At 61.5% G+C, this 19,690-nt stretch carries 15 protein-coding genes and 1 pseudogene; 12 read left to right on the forward strand and 4 right to left on the reverse strand.

Going from position 1 to position 19,690, the window contains the following annotated elements; translation table 11 throughout:
• Positions 1-9: 9 nt before the first annotated feature.
• From RHE_RS28245 to RHE_RS28270, 6 genes are all read left to right on the forward strand, one after another.
• On the forward strand, positions 10-1,386 hold the full coding sequence (locus RHE_RS28245) for an aspartate aminotransferase family protein (RefSeq protein ID WP_011428656.1): 1,377 nt from the start codon (positions 10-12) through the stop codon (positions 1,384-1,386).
• Between the two features lie 219 nt (positions 1,387-1,605).
• On the forward strand, positions 1,606-2,316 hold the full coding sequence (locus tag RHE_RS28250; RefSeq protein WP_042120004.1) for an HAD-IA family hydrolase: 711 nt from the start codon (positions 1,606-1,608) through the stop codon (positions 2,314-2,316).
• Positions 2,317-2,379: 63 nt separating this feature from the next.
• A complete protein-coding gene (locus RHE_RS28255) occupies positions 2,380-3,990 on the forward strand; it encodes an ABC transporter substrate-binding protein (protein WP_011428658.1) in 1,611 nt (536 codons plus the stop codon).
• Between the two features lie 89 nt (positions 3,991-4,079).
• Positions 4,080-5,030 (forward strand): ABC transporter permease, encoded by a 951-nt coding sequence (locus RHE_RS28260; protein ID WP_011428659.1) that lies wholly within the window; start codon positions 4,080-4,082, stop codon positions 5,028-5,030.
• A complete protein-coding gene (locus RHE_RS28265; protein ID WP_011428660.1) occupies positions 5,027-5,881 on the forward strand; it encodes an ABC transporter permease in 855 nt (284 codons plus the stop codon). Before RHE_RS28260 ends, RHE_RS28265 begins: the two co-directional genes overlap by 4 nt.
• The gene (locus tag RHE_RS28270; RefSeq protein WP_011428661.1) at positions 5,881-7,536 is read left to right on the forward strand and encodes an ABC transporter ATP-binding protein; all 1,656 of its coding nucleotides are present in this window, start codon (positions 5,881-5,883) and stop codon (positions 7,534-7,536) included. The genes RHE_RS28265 and RHE_RS28270 overlap by 1 nt, the downstream gene beginning before the upstream one ends.
• Before the next feature lie 171 nt (positions 7,537-7,707).
• On the opposite strand, the gene RHE_RS28275 is transcribed toward RHE_RS28270, so the two are convergent.
• Positions 7,708-8,391: an aspartate/glutamate racemase family protein gene (locus RHE_RS28275; RefSeq protein ID WP_011428662.1), complete on the reverse strand. Its 684-nt coding sequence runs from the start codon at positions 8,389-8,391 to the stop codon at positions 7,708-7,710.
• 403 nt (positions 8,392-8,794) lie between these two features.
• On the opposite strand from RHE_RS28275, the gene RHE_RS28280 reads away from it, so the two are divergent.
• The 5 genes from RHE_RS28280 to RHE_RS28300 are packed head-to-tail and all read left to right on the forward strand — an operon-like array spanning position 8,795 to position 14,517.
• A complete protein-coding gene (locus tag RHE_RS28280) occupies positions 8,795-10,117 on the forward strand; it encodes an NAD(P)/FAD-dependent oxidoreductase (RefSeq protein WP_011428663.1) in 1,323 nt (440 codons plus the stop codon).
• A gap of 52 nt (positions 10,118-10,169) precedes the next feature.
• On the forward strand, positions 10,170-11,297 hold the full coding sequence (locus RHE_RS28285; protein WP_042120005.1) for an NAD(P)/FAD-dependent oxidoreductase: 1,128 nt from the start codon (positions 10,170-10,172) through the stop codon (positions 11,295-11,297).
• The gene (locus RHE_RS28290) at positions 11,278-11,580 is read left to right on the forward strand and encodes a (2Fe-2S)-binding protein (protein WP_042120006.1); all 303 of its coding nucleotides are present in this window, start codon (positions 11,278-11,280) and stop codon (positions 11,578-11,580) included. The genes RHE_RS28285 and RHE_RS28290 overlap by 20 nt, the downstream gene beginning before the upstream one ends.
• Entirely contained in the window at positions 11,577-13,076 is a 1,500-nt protein-coding gene (locus tag RHE_RS28295) for an FAD/NAD(P)-dependent oxidoreductase (protein WP_042120007.1), read from the forward strand. Before RHE_RS28290 ends, RHE_RS28295 begins: the two co-directional genes overlap by 4 nt.
• A 13-nt stretch (positions 13,077-13,089) precedes the next feature.
• Entirely contained in the window at positions 13,090-14,517 is a 1,428-nt protein-coding gene (locus RHE_RS28300; protein WP_011428666.1) for an aldehyde dehydrogenase family protein, read from the forward strand.
• 24 nt (positions 14,518-14,541) lie between these two features.
• Here RHE_RS28300 and RHE_RS34625 read toward each other — a convergent pair.
• A pseudogene (locus tag RHE_RS34625) lies at positions 14,542-14,664 on the reverse strand (cupin domain-containing protein); the annotation flags it as partial.
• Between the two features lie 306 nt (positions 14,665-14,970).
• Positions 14,971-15,447 carry an Lrp/AsnC family transcriptional regulator gene (locus RHE_RS28305; RefSeq protein WP_004679019.1) on the reverse strand — a complete coding sequence of 159 codons (477 nt, stop codon included), beginning with the start codon at positions 15,445-15,447 and terminating at the stop codon, positions 14,971-14,973.
• A gap of 230 nt (positions 15,448-15,677) precedes the next feature.
• On the opposite strand from RHE_RS28305, the gene RHE_RS28310 reads away from it, so the two are divergent.
• Positions 15,678-17,003: an NAD(P)/FAD-dependent oxidoreductase gene (locus RHE_RS28310; RefSeq protein WP_011428667.1), complete on the forward strand. Its 1,326-nt coding sequence runs from the start codon at positions 15,678-15,680 to the stop codon at positions 17,001-17,003.
• A gap of 34 nt (positions 17,004-17,037) precedes the next feature.
• Here RHE_RS28310 and RHE_RS28315 read toward each other — a convergent pair whose 3' ends face one another.
• Positions 17,038-19,578 carry a methyl-accepting chemotaxis protein gene (locus RHE_RS28315; protein ID WP_011428668.1) on the reverse strand — a complete coding sequence of 847 codons (2,541 nt, stop codon included), beginning with the start codon at positions 19,576-19,578 and terminating at the stop codon, positions 17,038-17,040.
• Positions 19,579-19,690: the final 112 nt, after the last annotated feature.

Genomic DNA, 19,690 nt, shown 5'->3' on the forward strand with positions numbered 1-19,690 from the left:
GGAGACCTCATGTACGCCAACTCGCTCATCGAACTCGACCGCGCCCATCTCATCCATCCGGTGGCCTCCTACCGCAGTCACGAGAAGCATGGCGTGCGCGTGCTGGCCTCGGCCAAGGGCGCGACGGTCACCGATGCCTCCGGCAAACAGCTGATCGACGGCTTCGCCGGCCTCTGGTGCGTCAATGCCGGTTACGGCCATGAGAGCATCGTCGAGGCAGCGGCCCGGCAGATGCGGGAGCTTCCCTATGCAACGGCCTATTTCGGCCTTGGCTCCGAGCCGGCGATCCGGCTTGCCTCAGAACTCGCCGATCGCGCGCCTGGTGATCTCAACCATGTCTACTTCACGCTCGGCGGCTCCGACGCAGTCGACAGCACAATCCGGTTCATTCGCTACTATTGGAATGCCCGAGGCCGTCCCGAGCGCGATCAATTCATCTCGGTCGAACAGGGTTATCACGGTTCCTCGACCGCGGGTGCGGGTTTGACCGCCTTGCCTGCCTTCCATGCCGGCTTCGGCCTTCCCTTCGATTGGCAGCATAAAATTCCGTCTCATTACGCCTACCGCAACCCGGTCGGCGAGGATCCGCAGGCGATCATTGAAGCCTCGCTCGCGGCGCTGAAAAGCAAGGTCGAGGCGATCGGGCCGGAGCTGGTCGCCGCCTTCTACGTCGAGCCGATCCAGGGTTCGGGCGGCGTGCTCGTGCCGCCCAAAGGCTGGGTTAAGGCCATGCGGGAATTCTGCCGCGCGCACGACATCCTTTTCGTGGCCGATGAGGTGATCACCGGCTTTGGCCGCACCGGGCCGCTCTTTGCCTGCAGCGAGGAAGAGGTCGTGCCGGACTTCATGACGACCGCCAAGGGCCTCACCTCCGGCTATGTCCCGATGGGCGCCGTCTTCATGGCCGATCACGTCTATGAAACGATTGCCGAGGGGGCCGGCACCACCGCTATCGGTCACGGGTACACCTACTCGGCCCATCCCGTCAGCGCCGCCGTCGGCCTGGAAGTCCTGAAGCTTTATGAAAACGGCCTTTTTGACAATGGCGTCAAGGCTGGTGCGCGGCTGATGCAGGGCCTCCAATCGCTGAGAGATCACCCGCTCGTGGGCGATGTCCGCGGCCGCGGCATGCTCGCCGCCGTCGAGCTCGTCGTCGACAAAAGCAACAAGACGCCGCTGCCGGCGTCCGCCGAACCCGCCCGTCGGATCTTCGATCGCGCCTGGGAGAACGGCCTCGTCATCCGCGCCTTCGGCAACGGCGTCCTCGGCTATGCGCCGCCCCTATGCTGCACCGAAACGGAAATCGATGCCATCGTCGAGCGCACGCGCATCACGCTGGACGAGACGCTTGAGGACCCGGATGTGCGCCGGGCGTTGCGGGTCTGAGAATAGCGCCAAACGGTGAGATTCGGTATTTTGTGCCGCTCGATGGCGTCTTTTCGGAGAATCCGGCGCAGTGCAGGTGACAAACTGAAATCGACGAAAGGCCTTGATCCAGGCAAAGGCGGGCCTTCCATACAAGAGCGGGACGATGATCCCGCCGGGAACAGAACATTCTTCTTTAAGAAGCGTGCTCCCATCGGAGCCGAACACTGGGGAATTCGCATGAGCAAGAGCCTTTCGGAATTCAAGTATATGACCTTCGACGTCGTCGGCACGCTCATCGATTTCGAGGGCGGTCTCAAGACCTGTCTCGCTGAGATCGCGGCCGAAACGGGAAATGAAATCGATGGCGAGCAGGCGCTCAGCCTCTATCGCGAGGCCCGCTACTCCGACGACGCCGACCTCTTTCCCGACGACCTCGTGCGTGTCTACATCGCAATCGCGCCGAAGCTCGGTCTGCCCGCCGATCGCAAATATGGCGAGCGGCTGCGGGATTCGGCGAAAAGCTGGAAGGGTTTCGCAGACAGCACCAAAGCACTCGCAAGCCTGGCGAAAAACTACCGCCTCATTGCGATGACCAATGCCCGACGCTGGGCCTTCGCCTTCTTCGAGAAGGAGCTCGGCAATCCTTTCCATGCCGCCTTCACCGCCGACGATACCGGGACCGAGAAACCCGATCCCGCCTTCTTCGAGACGGTCTTCGCCTACATCGCATCGGAAGGCCATTCGAAGGACGATATCCTGCATGTCGCCCAGAGCCAGTATCACGATATCGGAGTATCCAGGAAGCTCGGCGTGACCAACTGCTGGATCGAACGGCGGCATGCTGAGAAGGGTTACGGCGGCACGATCGAACCAGCCGAGTTTACGACACCCGACTATCATTTCACATCCATGGCCGGCCTTGCCGATGCCGCGGCCGCACGCGCCTGACTTTTAAAACCGGATCGGGCTCGCCCTGCACTGCCGCCCGCCACAGAAGAAAAGGGGAATGAGATGAACGACAAGATCACCAATTGGACCAGATCGGACAACGCCATGGTCGAAACCGCCATCCGTCGTGGCGCCACCCGCCGCGAGCTGCTGCATATGATGCTCGCGGGCGGCGTGGCCATGTCCGCCGGCGGGCTCGTGCTCGGCCGCGCCGGCAAGGCGCTCGCCGCCACGCCCGTTTCCGGCGGGGCGCTGAAGGCGGCCGGCTGGTCGTCCTCCACGGCCGATACGCTCGACCCCGCCAAGGCATCGCTCTCCACCGACTATGTCCGCTGCTGCGCCTTCTACAACCGTCTCACCTATATCCAGTCGGACGGTACGCCGCGGATGGAACTCGCCGAATCCATCGAAAGCGGCGATGCCAAAGTCTGGACGATCAAGCTGCGCAGCGGCGTGACCTTCCATGACGGCAAGCCGCTCACTGCCGACGATGTGGTCTTCTCGATGAAGCGCCATCTCGACCCGGCGGTCGGCTCCAAGGTTGCCAAGATCGCCAAGCAAATGACTGGCTTCAAAGCGGTCGACAAACTGACCGTCGAGATTACGCTGGAAAACCCCAATGCCGATCTGCCGACGATTCTCGGCATGCACCACTTCATGATCGTTGCCGACGGCACAACCGATTTTTCCAAGGGCAATGGCACCGGCGCCTTCGTGCGGGAAGTTTTTGAGCCCGGCGTCCGCTCGATCGGGCTGAAGAACAAGAACTACTGGAAGGCCAACCACCCGAACGTTGATTCTTTTGAGTTCTTTGCCATCAGCGAAGACAATGCGCGTATCAATGCGCTGCTCTCGGGCGATATTCACCTCGCCGCAGCCATCAATCCACGATCCGTGCGTCTGATGGACGGCAAAGACGGCTTCTTTCTCTCCAAAACGACGTCGGGCAATTACACGGATCTCAACATCCGTCTGGACATGTCTCCCGGCGACAAGAAGGGCTTCGTGGAAGGCATGAAATATCTGATCAACCGCGAGCAGATTCAGAAATCTGCCTTGCGCGGCTTCGCCGAAATCGGCAATGACCAACCAATCTCGCCCGCCAATTTCTATCACAATGCAGACCTGAAGCCGAAGGCATTCGATCCCGAAAAAGCGAAGTTCCTATTCCAGAAGGCGGGCCTTCTCGGCCAGTCAATCCCTGTCATCGCCTCCGACGCAGCCAATTCCGCGATCGACATGGCGATGATCGTCCAGGCGGCCGGCGCCGAAATCGGCATGAAGCTCGACGTGCAGCGCGTACCGTCCGACGGCTACTGGGACAATTACTGGCTCAAAGCGCCGATCCATTTCGGCAATATCAATCCGCGTCCGACACCCGACATATTGTTCTCGCTTCTCTATGCGTCTGACGCGCCTTGGAACGAGAGCCAGTACAAGTCAGAGAAGTTCGATCGGATGCTGATCGAGGCCCGCGGCTCGCTCGATCAGGCCAAGCGCCGGGAGATCTACAACGAGATGCAGGTCATGGTGTCGGAAGAAGCCGGCACCATCATACCGGCCTATCTCTCCAACGTCGATGCGGTGTCGTCCAAAGTCAAGGGGCTCGAATCCAACCCGCTCGGCGGCATGATGGGCTATTCCTTCCCGGAATATATCTGGTTGGAATCCTGACGAGGCACCTGGCCGGGAACAGGATTGTTCCCGGTCATCCTCCCCTTTCGTGATAAGCTGTCGGACTTCGGCCGACGGGGAGCATGAAGATGAACAATCCGATCCTGTCCCTTATAGCAAGCAGGCTGCTGATCGCAGTCGTCACGCTGATTATTGTATCCTTCGCGGTGTTCTTCGCCACGACCATGCTTCCGGGCGATACGGCGTCCATCCTGCTCGGGCAGGCGGCAACGCCGGAGGCCGTCGAGGGACTGCGCAAGGCAATGCATCTCGATCAGCCGGCTTTTCTCCGCTTCGTCTACTGGATGATCGGGCTGTTGTCGGGCGACCTCGGCACGTCCTACGCTAACGATATGCCAATCGCTGACCTCATCGGCGGCCGCTTTGCCAACTCGATGAAGCTGGCGGGTATCACCGCCTTGTTTGCGGTGCCGATCGCGCTGACACTAGGCACCACAGCAGCCATGATGCGAGGATCGCTCTATGACCGTGCAGTCACCGTGCTTACGATTGGCGTAATATCGGTGCCTGAATTCATGATCGCGACGTCGGCCGTCCTGTTCTTTGCGGTCTATCTGCAATGGCTTCCGGCAATCTCCCTGACCAATGAAGCGAAAACCTTTACCGATATGCTACGCGTCTATGCGATGCCGGTGATCACACTGACCTTCGGCGTATCGGCGCAGATGATCCGAATGACGCGGGCTGCCGTGATTGAAACGCTGAACACGCCCTATGCCGAAATGGCGTTGCTGAAAGGCGCCTCACGCAGTCGCATCGTTTTGAAGCATGCATTGCCGAATGCACTCGGCCCGATCGTCAACGCAGTTGCGCTCTCGCTTTCTTATCTGCTCGGCGGCGTCATCATCGTCGAAACGATCTTCAACTATCCCGGAATTGCCAAGCTCATGGTCGATGCGGTCGCAACGCGAGACCTGCCTCTTGTCCAGACCTGCGCGATGGTCTTCTGCGTCGGCTACCTCATCCTCATCACGCTTGCCGACATTGTTGCCATTCTTTCCAATCCGAGGCTGCGATGACATCCCATATCGAACAACGGCCCGCCGTGGCGCGCCGGCTCAGCTACCGCTTCAATCTCGTCGGGCTCCTGGGGCTTGCCGTGATCCTGTTCTGGGCCTTTATCGCGATCTTCGCGCACACGCTCATCCCCTACCCAGTGGGCGAAATTGTCGATTATGATTATTTCGGGCCGATGTCCCAGCAGTTTTGGATGGGATCGGATTATCTGGGCCGCGATGTCTTCTCGCGCATCCTGATGGGCGCGCGCTACACGGTCGGCATCTCTCTTGCGGCAGTGACGATCGCCTGCTTCAGCGGCGTCGTACTCGGCATGATAGCGGCCGTCGCCGGTGGTTGGCTCGACACGTTGCTCTCCCGTTTCCTCGATGCCATGAATTCCATTCCGTCCAAGCTCTTCGGCCTGGTCGTGGTCGCAGCCGTCGGATCGTCGATCCCGGTGCTGATCCTGACGCTTTCGGTGATCTATATCCCGGGCTCCTATCGTTTCGCTCGGGCGCTCGCCGTCAACGTCAATTCCATGGACTTTATCACTGTCGCCCGCATCCGCGGTGAAAGCACCCTTTATCTGATCCGCTCGGAAATTCTGCCCAATATCGTGGGTCCCGTACTTGCCGATCTCGGGCTCCGCTTCGTCTTCATCGTTCTCCTGCTCTCCGGCCTTTCCTTCCTTGGACTGGGCGTGCAGCCACCCTATGCGGACTGGGGCGCGCTCGTGCGTGAAAACATCGGCGGTCTGCCATTCGGGGCTCCCGCCGTCATGTTCCCATCGCTTGCCATCGCCAGCCTCACGATCAGCGTGAACCTGCTGATCGACAATCTGCCGCACAAAATCCGAGATCGGAGCGAGTGATGACCAATCTTGTCGAGATTCGTGACCTCCGGGTCGAAGCCACCACCGATTCCGGCCGACGCGTCGAGATCATCAAGGGTGTCAGCCTCGACATTGCCGAGGGTGAGATCGTCGCGCTGATTGGCGAGAGTGGCTCCGGGAAGACCACGATCGCGCTGACCCTCATGGGTCATACCCGCCCGGGCTGTCGCATCTCCGGCGGCACGGTATCGGTCGCCGGCAAGGATTTGGTGGCGCTGAGCGAAAAGCAGCGGGCCAAACTACGCGGCACCCAGGTTGCTTACGTGCCGCAATCGGCCGCTGCCGCTTTCAACCCGGCCACATCGATCATGGATCAGGTAATCGAAGTCACGCGTATTCATCAGCTGATGTCACCGGAAGATGCGCGTGCCAGGGCGATCGAACTTTTCCGGGCGCTGTCCCTGCCCGAACCGGAAACGATCGGCAGCCGCTATCCGCACCAGGTTTCCGGCGGTCAGCTGCAGCGTCTGGCTGCCGCCATGGCGCTTATAGGCAACCCGACACTTGTCATCTTCGACGAGCCGACGACGGCGCTCGATGTAACGACCCAGATCGAAGTGCTGCGTGCTTTCAAATCGGTCATGAAGAAGGGCGGCATTTCAGGCGTCTACGTCTCCCACGACCTTGCCGTCGTTGCACAGATCGCCGACCGCATCGTGGTGTTGAAAGGCGGGGAGACCCAGGAAATCGGCACCACCGAAGAAATCCTCAGCAATGCCAAGCATCCCTATACCCGCCAACTGCTTGCAGCCTTCGAGCCGAAACCGCGCGACGCGGCAGGCCTTGCCGAGAGTGCAACAGCGCCGCTCCTGAAGATCGAGGATGTCGTTGCGGGTTATGGGCAACGCCAGGCCGACGGCCTTCCTCTCGTACGCGCGGTCGAGCATGTGAGCCTGACACTGGAAAAGGGACGCAACCTCGGCATCATCGGCGAATCCGGTTGCGGCAAGTCGACTCTCGCACGCACCATTGCCGGCATTTTGCCGGCCGCAGTCGGCAAGATCGTCTTCGACGGCACGGAACTGCGCGGCAATGCGCGCGAGCGTTCCCGCGATCAGCTGCGCGAGATGCAGATCGTTTTCCAATATGCCGACACCGCGCTCAATCCGGCAAAATCCGTCGAGGACATCCTCGCCAGGCCGCTGGTTTTTTACCACCGCATGGATCGACAGGCGCGAAACGCTCGGATCGACCAACTGCTCGACATGGTGCGCCTTCCCCGCAATCTGCGCCACCGCCGGCCGGGGGAACTGTCAGGCGGGCAGAAGCAGCGCGTCAACTTCGCCCGGGCGCTCGCCGCCGATCCGAAGCTCATCCTCTGCGACGAGATCACCTCGGCACTCGACACCGTTGTCGCTGCCGCCGTCATCGACCTGCTCAAGGAATTGCAGCGCGAACTCGGCCTCTCCTACATCTTCATCAGCCACGACCTCTCGGTGGTGGAAGCGATCTGCGACGAAATCGTCGTCATGTATGGCGGCCGGAAAGTCGAGGAAATCACCCCCTCGAAAGTGAAAACGGCGCAGCATCCCTATTCGCAACTGCTCTTCTCGTCCGTGCCGACGCTCGATCCGGCCTGGCTCGACGGGCTGCAGCAGGATCCAGAACTCGTGCGGGCTTATTGCCGGCACTGAGCTGAGGCCCGATGACGCAGCTCGCGGTAGACTGCCTTATCTAGACGTTACCGCTTCGCTTGATGCGCGAAGCCTTCTTTGGTCGCTTTGCGATCAGGATCGCGCAGCGTCAAGCCGGCCTGCGATCTGCGGAAAACCGGTGAACCGCTGGCATAACTGTGAGCACTTTCTTCAACGTGGGAGCGCCTTCAGTGCGGAGGACATGTGCAGGACACCAAGCTCAGGGCTCGTAAGCACCGGAACTGATGCCTGGCTTATTTCATTGAGAGCGTTCGCCATTGACGCTTGAGCAAGAACAACCACGTCGACGCTGTCCACGAGTGAAGCGAGACCTTCACGTATTATTGCATCATGCGTCGCCCTGTCCCCGCTTCGCAATTTTTCAAAGGCGCCATCACAAACACGACCAGTCACAGAAACCCTATGCCCTATTCTTTGAGCATGGAGTTCAATTAGCCGGGTTGTAGGATTCATCGTCGTAGCCAGAGTTGCAAGGACGCCAATTCGATTTCCGCGTCGGATCGCCTCAATCGCCATGCCATCATCTATCCGGAAGAGCGGTACGGGGCAGAGCGGCATTGCCGCATCCACTGCAGGGCCGAGTGAGGAACAGGTGACGAGGACCGCCGAAGCTCCTGCATCCACCGCCGACCAAATGTGACCGGTAAGCCGCCGCATGGTTTGAGAAGACAGCACACCCTCTCGAATGGTGTTTCCCAGGAGGCTCTCATCTAACATGTTGAACGAGCGCCAACCGGGCAGATGGAGACCGACGAGTTCGTTGAACGCGGGGATGATCCCAGGAACCGTATGGATCATGGCAAGCGCAGGGGAGTCATTGAAATCCGTCGGCATGGCTTAGTTCTCGATTTTTTTTGTGGGCAGCAATCGGGTTCTGGCCCTGATCCCGGCATCTATCGTGCTACGACCGGAGATCGAGCAGGCACTTTACAACTTAGCTGCTCAACGGCCGAAGATCAGACTGTCATGCCGCTAAACACGGAACTTTCCGCCGTCCGTGCATTTTCATTCGATGCATGCTGCTCACCATCCTCCGGTAGCTTCACCTGAGCTCACTTCGAGGACGCGCCATGACACCAGTCTTTAATCCCACTCTGCCCCCGCCCCTCCTATTTGCGGCCGGCTCGCACCGACGTTTCAACTCGCGACGATAGCCGTCATTGGCCCAGATGCTTCTGCCGGAGGGGCAGCAGACAGTGCCGCATAGCTCGATTCCAATCCATTCAGGTCAGCCTTCATGTCTCCACTCCTCAAACGAATACACAGCGACGAACGACTCCCCGGCAGGGCGGATGTCGTCGTCATCGGCGGCGGCATCATCGGTGCAACCGCGGCTCTCTTTCTGGCGGAGCGGGGACTCTCGGTCGCTCTGGTCGAAAAAGGCCATGTCGGCTGCGAACAGTCGAGCCGCAACTGGGGTTGGTGCCGCCAGCAGAACCGGGATGAGCGGGAGTTGCCTCTCTCGGGTGTCGCGCTGCGGCTCTGGGGTGAGTTTGAATCCAAGATCGGTGCGGACGTCGGTTTCCGTCGATGCGGATTGCTCTACGCTACCGACAATCCGCACCAATTGGCGGAATGGGAAGCATGGCGCCATACGGCCCGCCAGTTCAACGTCAATACGAAGATGCTGAGTGCCGCAGAAGCGGCTGCCGCAATCCCCGCAAATGGTCGTCGATGGCTCGGCGGGGTCCATTCAATCGACGATGGCAAGGGCGAGCCTGCCATCGCCGCGCCGACGATCGCTGAGGGCGCTCGCAAATTTGGAGCGTCGGTCCATCAAGAGTGCGCTGCGCGAGGTCTTGATCTGGCGAATGGAGCAGTAGCCGGAGTGATCACAGAAAAGGGGACGATCCGGACTCAAGCCGTTCTCTGCGCCGGCGGTGCCTGGACGTCGATGTTCTGTCGCCAGCACGGAGTTCTGTTTCCGCAGGCGAGCGTGCGCCAAACGGCGGTTCGTACCCGGCCCACAGCGAATGTCGGCGAGGCGATCTATACGCCGGACTTCGCGCTGACCCGCCGGTTGGATGGCAGCTACACGCTTGCGATCAGCGGCAGGGCAATGCTCGACATCACCCCCCAAGGCATTCGCTATGCCCGATGGTTCATGCCGATGTTCATGAAGCGCCTGAAAGCGGTGCAGTTCGGCATCGGCAAATCCTTCCTCCAGGGTCCGGAAGCCTTCGGAAGCCTTAACAGGGGTAAATCATCCGCCTTCGAGCGATTGCGCGTTCTTGACCCGCCGCCGAGCCGCCGCACGATAGCGGCTATTTTGAAGCGGGTCACCGAGCAGTTTCCTGCATTGGCCGGAGTCGAACTCGCCGACAGCTGGGGAGCCTACGTGGATTTCACGCCGGACGCGGTGCCGGTCATCTCGCCGGCTGACGGTGTGAGCGGGCTCTATCTGGCCGCGGGCTGCTCCGGCCATGGCTTCGGCCTTGGCCCGGCCATCGGCCTTCTGGCGGCCGACCTCGTTGCCAATGATACACCCTGTGTCGACCCTACCCCCTTCCGCCTGTCGCGCCTCCTTGACGGGTCGAAGGTCAAGGTCGGCGCAATCTGATCGTGAGGCCAGATCCGGAGAAGTCCGTGGGCGACCTGGGAAAGCTAGCGCAATGGATTACGACGTAATCGTCATCGGCGGCGGGCTGGTAGGCGTATCGATAGCCTGGGGCTTGTCGAGATGCGGACAAAGGGTCGCAATCGTCGATGAAGGCGACGTGGCAAACAGGGCCGCCCGGGCGAATTTCGGTCTGGTCTGGAGCTCAAGCAAGGGCCTCGGCAACGCCGCCTATTCGCGGTGGTCGCGAACCTCGACGGCGAACTGGCATCGGCTGGCAGCCGAGCTCAAGGCCGAAACGGGCATCGACACCGGTTTTGTGCAGTCGGGCGGCTTCTCAATTCGGCTCACCTCAACGGAGCTGGAACGCGGGATCGCATCGATGGCGAAGCTCGCCGCCCAACCAGGAATGGACGCGGAAGGAACGCCGCCGCTCGAATATGAGATACTCGACCAAGCGGAGACGCGCCGCCGTTTGCCCCTGGTCGGCGACACAGTGGCAGGCGCTATTTTCAGCCCTCTCGACGGACACGCAAACCCGCTGCGGCTGTTCGCGGTCTTTCATAAGGCGCTGCGGCAGCGCGGCGTCCATTATTTCCCGCATCGCAAGACGAATGCTATCCGCCATAGCGCCGGCGCTTTCCAAGTGGCGGGAGAAGGATGGAGGCTCGGTGCCGGCAAGGTCGTGCTTGCAGCCGGCATCGGCAATACCGCGCTGGCCGGGATCGTTGGGCTGAGCGTTCCGCTCTCGCCGAGCCGCGGCCAGATCATCGTCACCGAGCGGCTGAAGCCCTTCCTCAGCCATGCCACTGGCTATCTGCGGCAGACAGACGAGGGCTCTGTGCTGATCGGCGAAAGCAAGGAGGCGGCGATCGATCATCAGCGCCCGCGAGGACCAATCACCGCCGTTCTGGCGGAACGCGCATTGCGCACCTTCCCACTGCTCAGGGACGCCAAGGCGGTGCGGATCTGGGCCGCATTTCGTGTGGTGACGCCGGACGGCTACCCCATTTACGAGCAATCGGAGAGGTTTCCAGGTGCTTTTGCATTCGCCTGCCATTCCGGCGTGACGCTGGCGGCGAACCATGCGCTGGTCCTGCCGCGGCAGATTTCGGCCGGGGCGCTTTCTGACGATCTTTGCGTATTTCATTCCCGGAGGTTCCATGTTCCGGCGGCTGTCTGATAGAAATGAGAGTACGGTCTCCTTCACATTCAACGCCGCGCCGACCACGGCCTGCAGCGGCGACAGCGTCGCTGCCGCACTGCTGGCTGCCGGACATTGCATCACGCGCCGCTCTCCGGTTTCCGGCGCTGCTCGCGCTCCTTATTGCATGATGGGCGTGTGTTTCGAGTGCCTGGTCAAGATCGACGGCCGAGCGAACCGACAGGCGTGCGTTATTACCGTGGAAGAGGGCATGCGAGTGGAAACGCAGGATGGCGCGGCCGTGGTGGGACAGGAAGAATGATCCGGAACATCCACTCTGCCGCTGATCTCGCGCCCGCCTACGACCTCGTGGTTGTTGGCGCCGGGCCTGCCGGCCTTGCGGCAGCCGTTGAAGCGTCGAGCCACGGCATCACCGTATTGGTGGTCGACGAAAACAAAGCGCCCGGCGGACAGATCTATCGGTCCGTTGACCAGGCTTCGGACGGCGATCTCGCTCGTCTGGGGCCGGACTACGCTGCCGGTCGGATGCTCATAGAGCGGTTCCAGGGCGCAGACTTGAACTATGCAAGCGGGGCGACGGTGTGGGGCGTCGGGCCCGCCGACGAGGAAACCGGCGACGGCGCCCATGGGCTCGAGGTCGGGATCTCGCTCGGAGGCATCGCTCGACCGATCGCAGCTCATCGTGTGATTCTCGCGACCGGCGCGCTCGAGCGTCCGTTCCCATTCCCGGGGTGGACCCTGCCCGGGGTCATGACGGCGGGGGCGGCGCAGATCCTGATGAAGTCGTCGGGCCTCGTGCCCTCTGGACGAACCATCCTCGCCGGGACGGGGCCGCTGCTGTACTTGCTGGCAAGCCAACTTCTCCGGGCAGGCGTGTCCGTGACAGCGGTCGTCGACACCACGCCGGTCGAGAACCGGCGCTTGGCCCTGCCTCACGTGCTTGGCTTTGCCGCATCGTCCTATGCCCTCAAGGGCTTGAAGCTCCTCTTCGAGGTTCACCGTCGAACCCGTGTCATCCGCGGGGCGACCGCTCTCGAGGCGGTTGGTTCCGGACAATTCAGCACCTTGCGGCTTCATCGTGGCGACAAGTCCCTGCACATCGAAGGCGACCTGCTCCTTCTGCACCAGGGGATCGTGCCCAACCTCAATCTCACACTGGCAGCCGGTTGCAGCTACGTCTGGGACGAGCGCCTGGCAGCCTTCCGCCCGGCCGTCGACATGTGCGGCGCAAGTTCGGTGCCGGGAGTTTCGATCGCCGGCGATGCGGCGGGAATTGTCGGGGCGGTTGCCTCGGCTCACCAAGGAGAGCTGGCGGGCCTGACTGCGGCGCTCGATCTCAATCGAATTGGCCAGGGTGTCTACGAAAAGCGCCGCAACGAACTGGCGCGAAAGCTCGCGCGAGCCCTCAGAGGCAGGAGTTTCATCGAGCACCGGTTCCGGCCCGGCAAAACCTTTCGTGTGCCGGAGGACGAGGTCATCGTCTGCCGCTGCGAGGAGATTACGGCTGGCAAGCTGCGTGAAGTTGCGGCGCTCGGCGTACCAGGCCCTAACCAGATGAAGGCGTTCACCCGATGCGGAATGGGACCATGCCAGGGCCGGTTATGCGGCCTGACCGCGGTTGAGCTGCTGGCGCAATGCCGTGGCGTAGCGCCCGGCGAGCTCGGTTACTTTCGGCTACGCCCGCCCATCAAACCGGTGACGCTGGGCGAACTCGCCGCCTTGCCGCACACGGAGGCCGCCATCGTCGCTGTCGCCGGATGCGTGGAACGCGCCGCCGAGGAGCGCAAGACATCATAAATGGGAGTCGCCAATGAAACATGCCCACAGCTTTTATATCGACGGGGAGTGGGTCGAGCCGTCCGTATCGAAAACACTTGAGGTCATCGATCCCTCGACGGAGCAGCCGATCGGAACGATCGCAGTCGGAAGTGCCGCCGACGCGGAAAAGGCGGTCGCGGCTGCGCGGCGGGCCTTTGCCTCCTTCTCGCAGACGTCCGATGGAGAGCGCATCGAACTGCTGAAGCGCATTGTAAAGCTGCTGAAACGCCGCAATGATGAGCTCGGCGATGTCATCTCACGGGAAATGGGCGCGCCGCTCACCATGGCCCGGGCTGATCAGGCCGGCATCGGCGCTGTCCATTTCGAGCAGGCGATCAAGGCCATGGAGACTTTTGCCTTCGACTACATGCAGGGGACCACGCGCATCCTGCGCGAGCCAGTCGGCGTGGTTGCGATGATCACGCCATGGAATTGGCCGATCAATCAGATCGCCTGCAAGGTCGCTCCGGCGCTCGCCACGGGATGCACCATGGTCCTGAAGCCTTCGGAGATCGCTCCGTTTAACGCCGTCATTTTCGCCGAGATCATGGATGAGGCCGGCGTCCCGAAGGGAGTCTTCAACCTCGTCCAGGGCGACGGGCCTAGCGTAGGTGCGGTACTGGCCGGCCACCCGGATGTGGACATGGTGTCCTTCACCGGGTCGACCCGCGCCGGCATTGCCGTGGCGCAGGCGGCGGCACCGACCGTCAAGCGGGTGCATCAGGAGCTCGGCGGCAAGTCGCCGAACATCGTCTTGCGCAGTGCCGACTTTTCAACCGCGGTCGCCACCGGCGTGCGCCGGTGCTTCGGCAACTCCGGCCAGACCTGTACCGCGCCAACGCGGATGCTGGTGCCGGCGGAGCGAATGGACGAAGCAAGCGCAATCGCTGCTAGGGAAGCGGCTGCGCTCGTTGTCGGTCCGCCCGCGGATCCGCGCACCAACCTCGGACCAGTCGCAAGCACCGCGCAGTTCAACAAGATCCAGGCGTTGATCGAACGCGGCATCGCGGAAGGAGCGGCGCTGGTCGCGGGTGGCCCTGGCCGCCCGTCGCATCTCAATGCTGGTTATTACGTGCGCCCGACCGTGTTTGCCCGCGTCACCAATCAGATGACGATCGCCCGCGAGGAGATCTTCGGCCCGGTACTCTCGATCATCGGCTATGACAGCGAAGAGGAAGCGGTCGCGATCGCCAACGACACGCCCTATGGCCTGGCAGCCTACATTCAGGGCGATCCGAAGGAGGCGCGCGCGATCGCAGGCAGGCTGCGCGCCGGAACCGTTCGCCTCAACGGTTCCGCCTGGGACGCAGCCGCCCCTTTCGGCGGCTACAAGCAATCAGGCAACGGTCGGGAGTATGGGAAATTCGGACTGCACGAGTTTACCGAGATCAAGGGCATCGTCGGCTTCTTGGACGCGTGAAGGTTCAAACTTAGGTATGTCCGTTTCGGATGCCGGGCGAGCCCAGGTCTTGAAAAAGGGATTGCCCGAAATGAGACGCTCCGACCCGGGGACCGCGTCCATTGGCGTGAAATTCGGATCAGTGTCGATGGTGACCAACAGTGACATGTCATCTTCCTTCTTTGAGAGGCGGTTCTGATCTGCGAGGCGGGAGTTAGACTGCTTTCGAGGGCGATAGGCAGCAGCCAGATTAAGCATGACGGACTACCGATTGCCTCGATCATCCCGGCCTGCTTCTGGGGTCGATCGTGGTGTCAGCCGAGATTAAGGCGATGCCGAAGTAAGCGTCGCCGAATAAGGGGTTGTTTTAGTCGGTATTTGGAAATCTCTCCACGACCCAGCCAAACCTGCCGGCTGGTGCGACAGCTATCACCGAGGCGTCCATGCCGATCACAAGCCGGTGCGATGCGCTCTCTAATGCGGGAACAAAGTGGTCAGCGGCATGTGCGCTTTAATGATCGGTGATTTCAGAACGACGAAGCTGAAATATTTATCAATGCCGACGTCCATGTCGGTGAGTCGTTCCATGATCGTCTGGTATTCGTCTATTCCGGCGGTGACGAATTTCAGCAAATAATCATAGCCGCCCGAAACCAGATGGCATTCGATCACCTGGTCGACCTTCTCGATCGCTGCGAGGAAACGGGCGAAATCGATCTGCCGATGGTTTTTCAAGGTAATCTCGGTAAATACGGTCAGCGTCTGCCCGAGTTTGCTGACGTTGATCTGAGCAGAATAGCCTTCGATATAACCTTCCGACTGCAGCTTCTTCACCCGCATCAGGCAGGGGCTCGGCGACAGATTGACCAACTCGGCGAGCTCCACATTGGTGACGCGGCCATTCTTCTGCAGTTCGTAGAGAATTTTTATGTCGATCCGGTCGAGTTTCATCACATGCCTTCATTTGCTCGAGATCGCCAGTGACGAAGCATAATCTGCTGCGGCTTTTCCAACGTCGAGCTTAACACATGGCAAGGAGGTGTCGACCGGGTTGAAGGACATGTAGAAGCACAAATGGCTGCCAGCCTCCCGCCAAGACGGAATCTTCTGCTGTCGCTGGATGAACTCCGGCAAAGGCGCGGCGGTGAATCCGCTAAACTGGCTGAAACGGAGACCATGCCATGCCCGCACCATTGACGCGCGTCGACACTACACCGCAGCTACCCGCTGCGGCGGATGCGGTCGTGATCGGCGGCGGCATCGTCGGCGTTTTCGCGGCCTATTATCTGTCGCGCCGCGGATTGAAAGTCGCCCTCGTCGAAAAGGGCCTCATCGGGGCCGAACAGTCGAGCCGCAATTGGGGCTGGTGCCGGCAGCAGAACCGCGATGCCCGTGAATTGCCGATGTCGACGAAGAGCCTCGATCTTTGGGAGCGCTTCGCCACTGAGACCGGCGAGGACACCGGCTTTCGCCGCTGTGGCCTCCTCTATCTCAGCAATAGCGCGGAAGAACTCTCCGGCTGGGCTCGCTGGCGCGATTTCGCCCGATCGGTCGGCGTCACGACGCATATGCTGAGCAGCGCGGAAGCAACCGAACGCGGGGGGGCCACCGGGACCGCGTGGAAAGGCGGGGTCTTTTCGCCGACCGACGGCACCGCCGATCCTGCAAGGGCGGCGCCTGCCGTCGCGCGTGCGATCCTGAAACTCGGCGGGACGGTGCATCAGTCCTGTGCGGCCCGCGGCATCGACATCGAAGGCGGCAGAGTTTCAGGCGTCGTCACGGAGCATGGCATGATTCGAACGAAGGTCGCGATCCTGGCCGGCGGCGCATGGGCATCAGCCTTCTGCCGCCAGCTCGGCATTCGATTTCCGCAAGCCTCGATCCGCTCGTCGATCCTCTCTGTGTCGCCAGGCGCGAGCGGGCTGCCGGATGCGCTACATACATCTAGGGTTTCCGTGACACGTCGCGCCGACGGTGGTTACACGCTGGCCATCAGCGGCCGCGGCCGCGTCGATCCCACCGCGCAGCAGTTTCGTTTCGCACCGCAGTTCCTGCCGATGTTTGCCCGGCGCTGGCGAAGTCTGGCACCTGGCGGATTGGAGGGAATTCGCTCGGGCCACGAATCTTTGGCACGGTGGCGGCTCGACAGGCCGACGCCGATGGAGCGCATGCGCATTCTCGACCCGGCCGTCGATGAGGCGACCATTGCCCTCACACATGCGCGGGCGATCAAGCTGCTGCCCGCCTTGAAAAAAGCCGAAATCAACGCGGCCTGGGCGGGCTACATCGACAGCACGCCAGACGGTGTGCCGGGGATCGGCGAGATTGCCTCCCTCCCGGGATTCATCCTGGCTGCGGGATTCAGCGGCCACGGTTTCGGTATCGGACCCGGCGCCGGTCATCTGATTGCCGATATCGTCACGGGCGATGAGCCGATCGTCGATCCCCGGCCCTATCATCCCAATCGCTTCGCGGCCTCCGCCTGGGGCAAAGTCGCCGATTTCTAAAGAGGCGCGTCCCGGGGGAAAGACACGACGCGCCTCAGGAGGCCAAGGGCATCCGCCGATTGGCGAATTGTGACGCCCTGCGGCCGTCTGCGGTCCGAAAGCGGGAGATTCGGTCGTTCAGCAGTTCCACCTGCTGACGGAGCCTGTGAATTTCCGCGGTATTCTCCTCGACCATAGCGGCATTGTGCTGGGTGATATGCTCGATGTCGCGAACGGCGTTGTTGACTTCGTCGATCCCCTTGTACTGCGTGCTGGTCGCCGTCGAAATGACCTGAACCAGACCGTTGATCGAGGTGAAGTGTTCCATGATCGCGGAAAGCGCCTCACCGGTCTCCTCGACGAGCCGAACGCCGGTGCCGACCTGCGATGCGCTGTTGGAGATGAGATCCTTGATCTCGCGGGCGGCCTTGGCGCAGCGCTGTGCAAGCTCGCGCACTTCCTGCGCGACAACGGCAAAACCCCTGCCCGCCTCTCCCGCACGCGCCGCCTCCACCCCGGCATTGAGTGCGAGAAGATTGGTCTGGAAAGCAATCTCGTCGATCACGCCGATGATGCTCGAGACTTTGTCCGACGACCGGTTGATGGCGTCCATGGCCTCGACGGCCTTGGCGACGACGGCAGCGGAATGCTCCGCCTGCCGATGCGCCTCCGCGACGGAAATCGATGTCTGGTGCGCGTTCTCCGCCGTCGTGCGGACGCTGGCGGTTAGCTCACTAAGGACGCGTGAGCTGTCTTCGAGAGCGGCCGCCTGCTGTTCCGTGCGCCGCGCCAAATCGTCGGCGGCACCCGAAAGATTGGTGCTGCCCTCGGCGATTTCATAGGTGGTGTTGCGAACCTCGGCAAGTGTACGGCGCAGGGCGTCGATTGCCTGGTTGTAGGTCCTGGCCATGGCGACATAATCGGCGGCCAGTTCTTCGGTCATCTCGGCCGCGAGGTTGCCGTCGGCGAGTTTGCCGAGCATCTCAGACAGGGCGTCCAGGGCCTCGCTCTGTTCGGCTTCGATACGCGCCTGCTCGGCTGTGCGGCGAGCCTGCTCCTGCTCGTCACGCGCCCTGTTTATTTCAGCGACCTCTTCGAGCCGCGTCTTTTCCAGCGCCTGGTCCCGGAAGACGGTTACGGAGCGGATCATATCGCCGATTTCATCGCCTCGCTTGCCATCGCCGATCGGAACATTGAGATCGCCGGCGGCAAGTCTCGTCATCGTCTGCGTGATCCGCTTCATCGGTCCGCGCAGCGTTTCAATCAGCATCAGCCCGCCGATGATGGCAAGCACCGTGCCGGCAATCATGGCCGCGAGCGACATGGTGGCCGAGCGCTGGCTTATTTCCTTGCCGCTCTCTTGCGCCGTACTGACGAACTGTTCGAGCGTGTGACTTGCGGCAGCGACCAGCTCGGTCGCTGCCTGCTTGTTTCTCTGCCACCGGTCCGCGATCGATATCAATGCCGAGGTGCTCTTCCCGATCAGCGCAAGGGAAGGCTCGATTTTCTTGGCAAGATCCTTCAAGGCGGCGTTCTTGCCGCTTACAGGCTCGAGCTTTGCAGCGCTTTCGCGCAGGGCCTTCAGATCCACCAGAACCGCATCTCGCGAGGCGGCATCGACCCGCCTGTTCAGTTCGCTTAGGTGCAGTCTCAGATCGTCGATCGATTTGAAAGCGGCATTGACGATCGTCACCATCGAGCGAAGGGTTGCTATGCTCGCATCCATGCCGGCGAAACGCTCGATCGCCGTATCCGCATTGCCGGAAGCAAGTTTTGCAAACTGCTCCTCGAACCGCTGCAGATCCTGGTCGACCGGAGCATAACCCTCGAGCGACAGATTGGCGCTGTCCTTCGCCATTGCGGCGAGCTTGTCCAGAACCGGCTTCAGCGGAGCGATCTGGCTTTTCGCCTTATCGGAGCCAAGCGCCTCGCTCTCGCGGACCTCCTTGACGAGCGGCGGCAAAAGGCTGCCGACAAGCTGGGCAAGTTTCTGAGGATCGGCCGCGCCTGCGGTGGCCTTACGCAATTTGGCGATGCGTTCCGCCAAATTTTTATAGGCCGCTGCATCAAGAAGAAGCGCCCGGACGAAGGTCTCCTTACCATTGGCCTGGTCCTGAAGAACGTCGAGCTGCTTGCGAGCGGTCTGGCTTTCCTTGAAAAGTTGCGCCACCGCCCCGTCGATCGCCAGTTCGGTATTGGCACGCTCCTGCGCCACTGCCCACAGCGCGTCAGCGCCGCCCTGCATCTTGCCGGCGAGTTCGCGCACGGCGGATATCTGCTGTTTCTGGCCGGGATTGTTCAACATGGCGTCAAGCGTCGCCGCGCCTTTCTGTTGATCGGCGATGCTGGCGACCAGCCGATCCCGCGTGGACGGTGTCGGAAGATCGGTAAAGGCGGTCAGCGAGGATCGCAGCTGCTGGAAACTGGAAAGTGTCTCGATCGTCTGTCGTGTCAGCGTCATCTGGCCATTCAGAGTACCGGCAGTGAAATAGCCGAACAGGCCGATGCCGGCGATAAGAATGACGAGCGGAACAACGAAGAAGAGAACCTTCGTCACGATCCGCATACGCTGCAACAGACGATCAATAAACGGCATGAAATGGTGGCCCCCGCCCAGGAATTTCGGCTCTCAACTCCGGCGTTCGCCAGCCAACAGCACGCCCGCGTGCAAATTGACCATTGTCTGCAATTGGCGGCGGCCGCATCCG

Origin of the sequence: Rhizobium etli CFN 42, assembly GCF_000092045.1 — a bacterium.
Classification (GTDB): domain Bacteria; phylum Pseudomonadota; class Alphaproteobacteria; order Rhizobiales; family Rhizobiaceae; genus Rhizobium; species Rhizobium etli.